The sequence below is a fragment of the Caulobacter sp. Root1472 genome (assembly GCF_001426985.1).
GTDB classification, from domain to species: Bacteria; Pseudomonadota; Alphaproteobacteria; order Caulobacterales; family Caulobacteraceae; genus Caulobacter; species Caulobacter rhizosphaerae.
The window spans coordinates 47,536-59,429 of the sequence record NZ_LMFX01000014.1 but is presented as its reverse complement, the minus strand read 5'-3'; the positions used below and the strand labels follow the sequence as shown (position 1 = coordinate 59,429).

General features: G+C 66.6%; 11 protein-coding genes. All 11 read right to left on the bottom strand.

Translation table 11 applies throughout. The features are described 5' to 3' along the window. Nucleotides 1-7: 7 nt before the first annotated feature. The gene (locus ASD47_RS11665; protein WP_156402219.1) at nt 8-2,008 is read right to left on the bottom strand and encodes a hypothetical protein; all 2,001 of its coding nucleotides are present in this window, start codon (nt 2,006-2,008) and stop codon (nt 8-10) included. Nucleotides 2,009-2,137: 129 nt separating this feature from the next. Further along, nucleotides 2,138-3,184, bottom strand: coding sequence for a glycosyltransferase family 8 protein (locus ASD47_RS11660; RefSeq protein WP_056756190.1), 1,047 nt, complete (start codon nt 3,182-3,184; stop codon nt 2,138-2,140). Further along, nucleotides 3,181-4,176 carry a glycosyltransferase family 2 protein gene (locus tag ASD47_RS11655; protein WP_056756187.1) on the bottom strand — a complete coding sequence of 332 codons (996 nt, stop codon included), beginning with the start codon at nt 4,174-4,176 and terminating at the stop codon, nt 3,181-3,183. The genes ASD47_RS11660 and ASD47_RS11655 overlap by 4 nt, the downstream gene beginning before the upstream one ends. Beyond that, on the bottom strand, nt 4,173-5,462 hold the full coding sequence (locus tag ASD47_RS11650; RefSeq protein WP_056756184.1) for an ABC transporter ATP-binding protein: 1,290 nt from the start codon (nt 5,460-5,462) through the stop codon (nt 4,173-4,175). Before ASD47_RS11650 ends, ASD47_RS11655 begins: the two co-directional genes overlap by 4 nt. Then, entirely contained in the window at nt 5,446-6,294 is an 849-nt protein-coding gene (locus tag ASD47_RS11645; RefSeq protein ID WP_056756182.1) for an ABC transporter permease, read from the bottom strand. The genes ASD47_RS11650 and ASD47_RS11645 overlap by 17 nt, the downstream gene beginning before the upstream one ends. A gap of 36 nt (nt 6,295-6,330) precedes the next feature. Continuing rightward, a complete protein-coding gene (locus ASD47_RS11640) occupies nt 6,331-7,503 on the bottom strand; it encodes a DegT/DnrJ/EryC1/StrS aminotransferase family protein (RefSeq protein ID WP_056756179.1) in 1,173 nt (390 codons plus the stop codon). Continuing rightward, complete coding sequence (locus ASD47_RS11635) at nt 7,500-8,507, bottom strand: NAD-dependent epimerase/dehydratase family protein (RefSeq protein ID WP_056756176.1); 1,008 nt, start codon at nt 8,505-8,507, stop codon at nt 7,500-7,502. The genes ASD47_RS11640 and ASD47_RS11635 overlap by 4 nt, the downstream gene beginning before the upstream one ends. After that, nucleotides 8,504-9,196, bottom strand: coding sequence for a DapH/DapD/GlmU-related protein (locus ASD47_RS11630; protein WP_056756173.1), 693 nt, complete (start codon nt 9,194-9,196; stop codon nt 8,504-8,506). The genes ASD47_RS11635 and ASD47_RS11630 overlap by 4 nt, the downstream gene beginning before the upstream one ends. Continuing rightward, nucleotides 9,196-10,320, bottom strand: coding sequence for a DegT/DnrJ/EryC1/StrS aminotransferase family protein (locus ASD47_RS11625; protein ID WP_056756169.1), 1,125 nt, complete (start codon nt 10,318-10,320; stop codon nt 9,196-9,198). The genes ASD47_RS11630 and ASD47_RS11625 overlap by 1 nt, the downstream gene beginning before the upstream one ends. Then, the gene (locus ASD47_RS11620; protein WP_056756166.1) at nt 10,317-11,345 is read right to left on the bottom strand and encodes a Gfo/Idh/MocA family protein; all 1,029 of its coding nucleotides are present in this window, start codon (nt 11,343-11,345) and stop codon (nt 10,317-10,319) included. Before ASD47_RS11620 ends, ASD47_RS11625 begins: the two co-directional genes overlap by 4 nt. After that, complete coding sequence (locus ASD47_RS28035) at nt 11,342-11,851, bottom strand: acyltransferase (protein WP_056756280.1); 510 nt, start codon at nt 11,849-11,851, stop codon at nt 11,342-11,344. Before ASD47_RS28035 ends, ASD47_RS11620 begins: the two co-directional genes overlap by 4 nt. Nucleotides 11,852-11,894 lie beyond the last annotated feature (43 nt).

The following is an 11,894-nucleotide window of genomic DNA, read 5'->3' as shown; positions in this document are numbered from 1 at the left end:
GCTGGGCCTAGTCCTGGACAGGGGTGGCGAGAGCGATCGCGAAGGCGGGCTCTTTGGGATAGCTGGCGTCCATCAGCGGGGTCTGGGCCCTCACGAAGCCGTAGGCTTGCCGGGCCTGGGCGGACCCGGTCGCGTTGATGATCGAGACGAGCGAGGCCCGCGCGAGCGCGGCGTAGCCTCCTGCCCAATCTGGATAGTCGAGTGTGGTCACGGGCTGGCGCACCGGATCGAACGTGGCCTTGAAGGCCTCGGGCCAGGTCGAGAACAGGCGCGTCGACTTCGGGTCGGCCACGAACAGAAAATACGGGGTGCCGTAGATCGGGTCGTACCCACGCTTGTCGTTGGTGAAGCGGCCGGCCACGAAATTGGTCATCCAGACCATGATGGTGCGCGCCTGCGGGTAGCCCATGCTGTCAATCCAGCCGAGCACCATCACCAGGTAGTCGCTCTGCCACGGCGGCGTGGCGCCTTCCTGGGCGTAGGGGCCCGGCAGGTAGCCGCGCAGGTCGCCGGCGGCGGCCAGTTCGTCGCCCTTCACGTACCGGCGCACGATCTCGTCCAGATTGCCTTTGAGCTTGGCTTCGAAATAGTGCGGCAAGGGGCTGTCGCTGGGCAGGATGTAGGCCGCGTTGGCCAGCGTTCGCAGGGACCAGGCGACGGCGCGGACCTGGGACCCCAGCAGGATGCCCGCCGCCTGGCCGCGATACTCCGGATTCATCGACAGAAGGTCGAAGCCCGCCTGCATCGCGAGTTCATCGCGATAGTACTGCGAGCCCGTGAGCAGATAGGGCAGGTAGGTGAGCGACGGTTGATGGGCGTCGTCGGGCTGCCAGCGCGTGTCGCGGATCTCGTACCGCCGGCCCAGCACGCCCGGCGCCGCGACGCCGCGCCTGTCCAGCCAGACCAGGGGGTGCTGGTCGATGTCGATCGGGCCGCCAGTGCGCACGTCGCGGGCATGCCAGGGGATGGATCCCGCCGCGTCGGCGTTGGCCAGAAGCGTTTCCTGGTTCTCCCGCGACGGATCGAGGAGGTAGAACACCGCCCAGGCGGGTAGCGGCCCGATGTCCGAACGTCCTCCGGTGGCGGGCATGTAGGGCGTGACGCTCGCCGACCCGAGCGGCCGATCGTTGCGGGTCGCCAACTTGTGAACGGCGTCGGTGGCGCTCCGATCCGGTTGGAAACGGGCATAGCGCGGCACGGCGCCGGTGGCGATCAGCAGTTCGAGGTCCAGCGTGACCCGCGGCGGCGGCGCTTTGTCGGCGCAGATCACATTGTGCCAGGTCGCATAGGGATAGTGCGCGACGCCCTGGACCCGGTAGGCCAGCGTCCCATCAATACTCAGCCTCGCATCATAGACCTGGGTCGAAATGTCCGGGTTCTGCGCGATGTCGTTGTGGAAGATCACATCCACGCGGGGCGCGCCCACCGCCGGGGTCCACACGTCGAACACCACCTGGACGCCGTGCATTCGCTCGGAGGCGTAGCGTCTTTCCAGCACCAGCGGACCGTTGAGCCAAGGCCTCGCGCCACCGCCGCCAGCGGCTTGTGCGAGGTTCCGCAGATCGATGTTGAAGGTCTCGACCCGATCGGGGCGAGGATGGAAGGTCAACGCCAGCTGGACGTTCGGCACGGGCCGCGGAGGGGCCGCCACCGCCGGCGGCAGTCCGTCGGCCGCTGTTGCGATGACGCCGTCGAGCGTCCCCCCTCCCGCCATGCCCGGCGCCTGGATGGTGATGATCGCGTGGCGCACGGAGCCGTCGGGGTACAAGGCCTTGGCGTCCATCTGCGACCGCGCGATCGCGCCTCCCAGCTTGACCGTCAGGCGCGAACTCGCTCTCACCTGGCCGCGCCGGAAGACTTGGCCGAAAGAGACGATCCGCTTGGTGGTGGCGCTGTCGGCGTCGTTCGTGATGCGAAATCTCGCGGCTTCGCCCTTGAACGGCTGGGCCGCGGCGGGCGCGCAGGGCGCGAACCCCAACAGAAGGATGACGAGCAAAACCCAACGCATGTCTGATCCGACGCTCCCGACAACGCCAGCGCGACAACAGGCTTGGCGGCGCTACGCCCAGGCGGGGGCGCTCAGGCCAGCGTGGCGCCCGGCGGCCGCGGCGGCCGGGTCATTTGACAGGTTGGGGCTCTAGTGAGCTCGGCCCGTCGCGAGCAGGCGGGCGGACCTGTCGATGATGCGGCCGACGGTGGTGCTTCGCAAAACCCGCTCCCACGTATAGTCGGATCCGAGAAGGTCCAGGGCGTGATTGGCCAGGTATTCCGGCAGACGCGACCAGCTCCTGCCGATCGGCCTGGCCGTGCGCCACGCGGTGAGGCGAAGATAGTGGCGGTAAAGCTGCTTCCCCGGCGTCGCCGCCACGAACAGCCAGGGCTTCCGGGCCGACGTGTAGTGAATGATCGCCGGCGACTGCGCGGCCCGCTGGATCGCGGCATGATCGGCGAGCGACGTCAGCCGGCGGGGGCGAAGCATCCTGGCCTGGAGGTTCCAGCGGTAAGGCAGGACCTTGGTCGCGGCATGCAGGATCGCGTTGATCGCGTCCTGATCATGGAAGACGAGATTATCGCCTTCTCGCGCGATGAAATCGGCGAGCCGCCTTGTCAGATCCTCGGAGCGCCACCGGGCCAGGTTCAGCAGGAGGACGCCGGCGTTCACGTAGGGACCCTCGCGGGGCATGCCCAGAGTCTCCCGGCGCCACAGGCCGAAGGGATCTGGAACGGCGGCCAGGACGTAATCCCGAATGTCCGTTCGCCATAAGCTCATCAGGTCGTCCACGACGATCAGGTCCGAGTCCAGATAAAGGATCTTGTCTATGGCGTCGTCCAGTATGGTTGCCGCAAACAGCCTCGTATAGGTTTCCATCGTTATGTGATGCGACGTGTATAGACGTTGATCGTTATTCCAGTAGTGGACCCGAAGTCGAAAGTTGTCGTGTCCACCTAATGAGCCGGTCAGTTTCGACTCCAGGGCAGAGTCTCGGCGGCTCGATATCAGGTGTACGTCCAGGAAGTTGCTCGCGTTGTTCAGCAGCAATGAAACCAGGGCGACGGCCAGGTGCTGGTAGTAACCGGGGTCGCAGCAGAACAGGACCGTGATCGTCCTGTCCGCCGCCCTGGCCTGTTCGCCGGGCGTGCGCCCCGCGGGCGGCGGGGACGTCGCGTTCGGAGCGGTTTTCACGGCGTTGGTCCCGTATCCGCGGGCTTTGGCGCCCCCTTCCACCGCCCGCGCGCCAGGAGGGGCGCGACGATCCCCTTGAGGGCCAGCCTCCAATAGGATCTCGTCCAGCGAACCCCAGGCCAGATCTCCCGCGCCCGCGCGATCATCCATGCGTAGCGCCGCCCATTGTCGAGGGCGTTCGAGGCATCGCCCACCAATTGACGGGCAAGCGCCCTCAGGGCCTGACGTTTCAGTTGCGGGGCGTTGGCGACCACCGCCGAGTTGTGATCGAAGAAATCAACGAAGGCCTCGTATCGCTGTTGGTAGTCCGCGGGGCCCTTGTACCTGTCGCGCATATTGTTGGCGTGCAGGCGGACATAGCCCTGGACCGCGCCGATCACGCCGACGCTTCCGTGGGCGGCGCAGCGCAACCACATCTCCAGATCGCCCGAATGCAACAAATGGGGGCGGTAGCCGCCGATCCGCTTCTGGATGCTGCTGCGCACGACCACGGTGGCGGTCTCGACCAGGTTGATCGGGCGGGCGCATAGGTCGCCGATGAAGTCGACGCCCCTGAGGATCGCCGCGCCGTCGGCGTCAACGCTTTCGGGGAACGGATCGAGTTCATCCTCTTGCGAGAATCGGATGGCGCGGCCGTGCACGAAGGCGACGTCTGGATGGCTTTCCATCAGCCCGACCGCCCGCGCCAGCGCCCCGGGCGCCACCAGGTCGTCGGCCGAGAGGAGCAGCAGATAGTCCGCCCGCACCCAGCCGAGGCCTTCGTTGAAAGTGGCTATGTGGCCCTGGTTCACGCGATGGGCGATGACCTCGACCCGGTCATCCTCCGCGGCGATCTCGCGGGCCTGCGCCGCCGAACCGTCGCTCGAGGCGTCGTCGATGATCAGAACGCGGATCGGAATTCGCGTTTCCCGCAGAACGCTCGCCACGCACCGCCGCAGGTAACGGCCATAGTTGTAGCAGGGAACGATGACGTCGACGCCGGCCGGTTTCACGACCCCGCCCCCATGGCGATGGTCCGGAGGGTCGCCGGTCGCCGGCCGTCTTCCTGTTCCCACGCTCCAGGCTCGTGGAACACGCCAAAGTGCGTGTCCAGCATCGGGTGCCTTACGTGGAAGGAGCCGCCGCCCTGGGCGCAGATCAGCTTCTGGAAGCCCTTTTCGCGCACGAGGATCTCGATCCTGTAGTGCTCGGAGATCAGGGCGAGCGGCGGCGTGAGCAACTCGATCGCGCCACGCCCCGACGAGGGGGTGACGACAATCCCGTCCAGCTCGGTGCTGTAGCAGCAGCAGGCGACGCCGTCCGACCGCATGATCGAAATCACGAAATTAGGGGCGTCCACGAACCGGGTCGTGGTGTAGTCGACCCGCACCCGCATTCTTTCGCCGTGGTCGAATATGGCCCTTGGCGCGTGGGCCTCGTCCATCACCCTGACATCGGTGATGGCGATCGGCCAGTCGGCGGCCTCGTGGCTCGCCCAGGGCACCGCGCTGAGCCGGCAATCAGCCTCGTAGAGTTCGACGCCTTTTTCCGTCGGACCGTCGAATTGAACGCGCCCGCCACGAAGGTAGATGACCCGGTCGCACATGCTCTTGATACTGAACATGTTGTGGGACACCAGAATGATCGTCGCGCGCCGCTTCTGCAGGTTCCGCGCGAACTCCATGCACTTTCGCTGGAAGGGCAGGTCTCCGACCGACAGGACCTCGTCCAGGAGCAGAATGTCCGGTTCCAGGTGGGCGGCGACGGCGAACGCCAGGCGAACGTACATGCCGCTCGAATAGCGTTTCACCGGCATGTTGATGAACTCGTCGAGTTCGGCGAAGGCGACGATCTCCTCGAACTTCCGCTCCGTCTCGGATTTCTTCATGCCGAGGATCGCGCCGTAGAGAAAAATGTTCTCGCGCCCGGTCAGCTCGCCATGAAAGCCCGTGCCGACTTCGAGCAGCGACCCCAGGCGGCCATGGATGCGGGCCTGTCCCGTGGTCGGGGCCGTCACCCTCGAAAGCACCTTCAGCAAGGTGCTCTTGCCCGCGCCGTTGAGGCCGAGAACGCCGACATTCTCGCCGTGCCGGATCTGGAACGAGACGTCCTTAAGCGCCCAGAAGCTCTCGGCGGGGCGGTTGGGCTCACGCCGGCCCTTGAGCGCGGCGGTGAAGGCGGAGGCCAGGATGTCACGAACCGTGTCGTGCCGCCGGCCGCGACCCTGGAGCCGATATTTCTTGCCAAGTCCCCGCGCCTCGATGGCGATCGAATCCGCCGGATCAGATGACGTCCGCAAAGGAGCGCTCCATCTTCTTGAAGTAGACCAAGCCGCCCACCAGGCAGGCCGAGATGATCACGCAGCTGATGGCGATCGCTCTGAAATCCGGGTGGCCGTCACGCAGGAGCACCCAGCGGAAGCCTTCGATCACCCCGACCATCGGGTTGAGGCTGTAGAGAAGCCGCCAGCGCTCGGGAACGATGGCCATCGGATAGGCAATGGGCGACGCATACATCCAGACCTGGATGGCGAACGGCAGCGCATGCATGACATCGCGAAACCGAACGCTCAAAGGTCCAAGCCAAAGCGCCACGGACAGCGAGAGGCTGAGGGCCACCAGAAGAAATAATGGCAAGAGAAGAATGTATAGGGTGATTGGCACTTGGTAGAAGGCAAGTATCACCAGGAGCACAACAAATCCCGCGGCGAAATCGATCAGCGGCGCGGCCACCATGGCGAGCGGAACAAGCAACCGGGGGAAGTAGATCTTGCGGATCAAATCGGAATCGGCGACCAGACCGGTCGAACCACGGCGAACGGCCTCGGCGAAGTACATCCAGGGCAGGACGGCGGTGAAGGCGAAAATCGGATAGGGCACGCCGCCCGACGGCATCTTCGCGAAATGGCCGAACACCACGCTGAAGATCGCCACGGTCATGATGGGCTGGATCAGGGCCCATGCGGCGCCGATCGCCGCTTGCCGGTACCGGATCTTGAGTTCCCTCAGGATGAGGAAATAGAGCAGCTCGCGGTACCGCCAGAGCTCCCCCAGCTCCAGCTTGCCCAGGGCTCTGCCCGGGCGGATGTCGATGGACAGGTGATCGGGCTTGGGCAAGGTCGCGGCGGTCATCGGAAGGTCCAGTCGACGGGAAGCGCGCACGTCATCTCAGGCCACTTCGCGCGGCGCGCTGGCCGCCCAGCGTTCGGCGACCAGGGCGAGGCGCAGAGCGTCCACGACCTCGTGCTGGTCGCCTTGCGTCATCTGCGGATAGAGGGGCAGCAGGATGCAGCGGCGATGCGCCTGTTCGGAATGGGGTAGCGATCCGACGCCCATCCCCGCGTAGGGCGCCTCCAGGTGCGAGCACATGACGCCGCGCCGGGTGGCCACCCCGCCGTCCAGCATCGATTGCATGATCCGCTGCTGGTCCACGCCGTCGGGAAGGCGGACGCAGTAGCTCTGCCAGTTGCCGCGCGCCCAGGCCGGCTCGCACGGAATCCTCACGCCCGGAACTTCGGCCAGCATGCGGTCGTAGGCGGCGGCGAGCGCCCTGCGGCGCGCCACGATGTCCGGCAGACGTTCAAGCTGCCGACGGCCGATCGCGGCCTGGACGTCGGTCATTCGGTAGTTGAACCCGCTGACCGGGTATTCTTCGAACACGACATCGCTGGCGTGATGGCGCGCTGTATCGGGCACGCTCATCCCGTGCTGGCGCAACAGCCGGAACTGGCGATCCCAGTCGGCGTGCCGGGTCGTCAGCATGCCGCCTTCGCCGGTCGTGATCACCTTGCGTGGATGGAAGGAAAAACAGGCGACGTCGCCGTGCGGCGCGCCGATCGGCGCCCAGGCTCCGTCGAGACGGATGTCCGAGCCGATGGCGCAGGCCGCATCCTCGATGACCGCCAGGCCATGCGCGCCCGCGATCGACAGGATGCGCCGGAGGTCGCAGGGCAGGCCGACCTGATGCACGCAGAGGATGGCCTTGCTCCGCACGCTGATGGCGGCGGCGAGCAGTTCAGGGTCCAGATTGTATGTGGCGGGATCGATGTCGACGAACACGGGCGTGGCGCCGCATTGCCGCACCACGTTGGCGGTGGCGATGAAGCTGTGACTGACGGTGATGACCTCATCCCCGGGGCCGACGCCGGCGACCAGCAGCGCCAGATGAAGCGCCGTCGTGCAGTTCGAGACCGCGCAGGCGTAGGGCGCCCTCACCCGCTGTGCGAACTCGGCCTCGAAGGCGGCGACCTGCGCGCCCTGGCTGAGCCAGCCGGACAGGACGGCCTGGGCCGCGGCCTGGGCCTCGGATTCATCGAGCAGGGGTTTCGTGATCGGGATCATGCCACCTCTCCTTTCGTGGCCGCGGCCTTGGACTTTTCCGTCCGCCACCAGGCGACCAGGCCGCGCAGGCCATCCTCGAGGGAGACCTTCGGCGCGAAGCCGATCCGCTCCATGGCCAGGGAAATGTCCGCGAGACGCTTGGGCACCGGGTTCACGGCGCGCTCCCGCTCATGCACCAGCATCAGGCCCTTGCCGCCCATCGCCTGGGTGGTCAGCTCCGCCAGACGGGCCAGGCTGGTTTCCTCCCCGCTGCCGATATTGAGCACGAGGTCGCTCGCCGGCGCGCGCGCCGCGAGCAGGTTGGCGCGGGCGATGTCGTCCACATGCACCATGTCCATGGTCTGATCGCCGGCGCCGAAGACGATCGGCGGCAGCCCTGCGTCGATGCGCTCCATCCAGCGGATCAGCACTTCGGTGTAGCGGCCATGGACGTCCATGCGCGGGCCATAGGCGTTGAAATAGCGCATCGCGACATAGTCCAGCCCGTGCATGTCGTTGAAGGTCCGCAGCAGGCCTTCGCCGAAGGTCTTCGCCGCGCCGTAGAGCGTGCGGTTGGCGTAAGGGTTGTGGTCCTCGCGGGTGGGGAACGACGAGGCCATGCCATAGATCGACGCCGACGAGGCCATGACGACCTTCCGCACCTTCGCCTCGACGCACGCTTCCAGGAGGTCGTAGGTGGCGTTGACCATCACCTCGATGGCGCGGCGCGGCTCGGCCGCGCATTGGGTGATGCGCAGCGCGGCCAGATGGAAAACGGTGTCCGACCCGCTCACCAGATCGTTCATCAGCGCGCGATCGCAGATGTCGCCCTGCACCAGGCGAACGCGGCCGCTCGCGAGCGAAAGGGCGAGATTGTCGCGCCGGCCGCGCACCATGTCGTCGACCACGACGATCTCGCCGGCGCCGGCCATGAGGAGATGATCGACCGTGCGGCTGCCGATGAAACCGGCGCCGCCCGTGACGAGCACCTTACGGCCCGACAGGTCGTAGAGGGGACGGGTCATTGCGAGGCCTCCGCCAAGACCTCGCGGCCGTCTCGGTAGCCGATCACCTGGGCCGGACAGCCCGCCACCTTCGAGAAGGCCGGCACGTCCTTGGTGACGACGGCGCCGGCCCCGACGATCGCCCCGCGGCCGATCGTGACGCCGGGCAGCAGGATGGCGTTCATGCCGATATCCGCGTCATCCTCGACGACGGTCCGCGGGATGAGGAGGTCCGTCGCTATGATCGGCACGTCAATCGGCAGGCCGGAATGTTTCGAGCCGAGCACCTTGGCGCCTGGCGCCCAGCCGACATTGTCGCCGATCACCAGGTCGCGGGCGTCGAGAAAGGCCTGCGCGCCGATCCAGACCTTGCTCCCGATCTCGCACCTGCCGTCGAACCGGCCATGGATCACGACCTGTTCGCCGATCACCACGCCATCGCCGATCTCGAACGTCTCGACATGGCGCAGGCCGACGCCCGGTTCGATCCGAAGGCCGGACCCGCACCGCCTGGCCAGAGCGCGGACGCAGGTTCGCCGCATCAGAAAATCGATATGGTCCTCGCCCTGATTGAAGCGGCGGAACAGGGCCATGATCTCGGATGGCGCGCAGCGGTGCGCCAGATCCTGGGCGAACGCGATCTCGAAGGCCGGATCGGGGCGGACCGCCCCCCGGCCGTGAACGGCCCTGGCGATGCGTGCGGGGCCCATCAGGCGGCCTTTCCGTGAAGCGACGAACGCGCCTTGCACACGTCACGCAGGGCGTCGCAGACCGCGTCCACCTGCTCGTCCGTGATGCCGGGAAACATCGGCAGCGAAAGGGTTTCGTCCGCCAGCAGTTCGCTGGCCGGGAAGTCGCCGCGCCCGTAGCCGAGGTCCGCATAGGCCGGCTGCAGATGCACCGGGATCGGATAGTGGATGTTGGTTCCGACGTCGGGGGCGAGCTTGGCGCGCACGGTGTCGCGATCGGAAACCCGGACCGCGTACACATGGTAGACGTGGTTGCGGCCCCGTGGCGGCGCGGGCTGCTGGACGCCCGCGCCGGCCAGGTTCCGGTCGTAGCGCGCCGCGGCGTGGCGGCGCATCTGCGTCCAGCTTTGCAGATGCGGCAACTTGACGTTCAGCAGGGCGGCCTGGAGTTCATCCAGCCGATAGTTGAAGCCCTTTTCGACGTGCAGGTATTTCCGTTCCTGCCCCCAGTCCCGCAACAGCCGGACGCGGGCGGCTAGGTCGGCGCGGTGCGTAGTGACGGCGCCGCCTTCGCCGCACGCCCCGAGGTTCTTGCCCGGATAGAAGCTGAAGCAGCCGATGTCGCCAATGGCGCCGGCGCGGCGTCCGTCCAGTTCGGCGCCGTGCGCCTGGGCTGCATCCTCGATCACGGTCAGGTCGTGGGCGCGGGCGATCGCCATGATCGGAGCCATGTCCGCCAGGCGCCCATGCAGGTGCACTGGAACGATCGCCTTCGTCCGCGGCGTGATAGCGGCTTCGAGCAGCGCCGGATCCATCGTCCAGGTTTCGGGATCGATGTCGACAAGCCGGGCGGTCGCCCCGGCGTACTGGATCGCGGCCACGGTGGCGACGAAGGTCGAGGGCGTGGTGATCACCTCGTCGCCCGGCCGGACGCCGGCCGCGAGCAGGGCCAGGTGCAGCGCCGAGGTTCCGGTGTTGACCGTGACGGCATGGGGACAGCCGCAGAACGCCGCGAAGGCCGCCTCGAACGCTGCGTTGTGTTCGCCCAGGACGAACTGGCCGCTGGCGATCACGCGGCGCGCGGCCTCGGCGAGCTCGGGCTCGAGCGCGCCGTGCTGAAGCTTGAGATCGAGAAACGGGATCATGACGCTCTCCGCTGAGGATTCAGCTCGACGGGATGGCCGCGCATGCTCATCGAACGGGTCGCCGCCTCGAGCATCTCCACGACCTGGAGGCCCAGGCGGCCATCCGTGATCGGAGTCAGGCCGTCCTTGATGCAGGCGATGAAGTGCGTCGTCTCGGTGAGGACCGGCTCGGCGGTGGACAGCCGCGGCGCCCACATGTCGCCGATCCGATAGCTGACCAGCATCTGGTAGATCTCTTCGGGGTCGGCGGTCAGACTGACGCCGCGATCGTAGACCTTGATCTTCTCGCTGGGCTCGAGATCGTCCCAGACGATCATCTTTCGGGTTCCGGCGACCAGCACCCGCCGAACCTTCACCGGCGCCAGCCAATTGACGTTCAGGTGGGCGACCGCGCCGCTTTCCAGATAGAGCGTGATCTGCGCCATGTTCTCGGGCGCCCCGCGCACATGGCTGATTCCGTTGGCGGAAATGGCGGTGGGCGGGCTGTCGAGAACATGTTGCAGGATCGCCAGATCATGCACCGCCAGGTCCCAGATGACGTTCACGTCGCGCTGGAACAAACCCAGGTTGATCCGGGTCGAGTCGTAGTAATAGATCTGCCCCAGATCGTCGGCCGCGATGAGCTCCTTCATCTTCTGCACGGCGCTGGAATAGACGAAGGTGTGGTCGACCAGCAGGGTCAGGCCGCGCTGCTCCGCCATCTCGATCAGTTGGCGGGCCTGGTCGGAGTTCTCGGTCATCGGCTTTTCGACCAGCACGTGCCGGCCGGCCTGCAACGCCGCGCGGGCGATCTCATAATGGGTCCGCACGGGGGTCGCGATCGCGATCGCATCGATCTCCGGATCGGCCAAGGCTTCGCGCCAATCGGCCAACAGACGCGCATGGGGGTAGCGCTTCCCGGCGCGGGCCAGGCCGGCGGGCGACGAATCCGCGATGGCGACCAGGCGGCAGTCGTCCGTCTCGGCGAAGCACCGCGCCAGATTGGGGCCCCAATAGCCGTAACCGATCACCGCGACGCCGATCATGTGCGGATTTCCTGTGCTGGTCGGAGCTGCGCGGGGCGACGCGCGTCCCGCAGGGGCCGGGCGGGATTGCCGGCGACAATGGCGTGGGCGGCCACGTCCCGGGTGACCACCGCCCCCGCGCCCACCAACGCGCCCTCGCCGATGACGACGCCGGCGAGGATCGTGGCGTTGGAACCGATCGAGGCGCCCTGTCGAACGATGGTCGCAACGACCCGCCAGTCGGCTTCCGTCTGCAAGCCGCCGTCCGCGATCGTCGCCCGCGGGTACAGGTCGTTGGTGAACATCACCCCGTGGCCGACGAAGACATCGTCCTCGATGACGACGCCTTCGCAAATAAAGCTATGAGATGAAATCTTGCATCGCGCGCCGATTTTCGCGCGCTTCTGGACTTCCACGAATGCGCCTATGCGAGTGAAATCGCCAATGACGCACCCATACAAGTTTACGAGCTCTCTCTGAGGGATCTCTACGTTCAATCCGAGAGAGGTGTCGCTAGTAATGGGCATGTCCCACAAGATCCCGCACTGGAATTCAGCGAATGCTGTACTG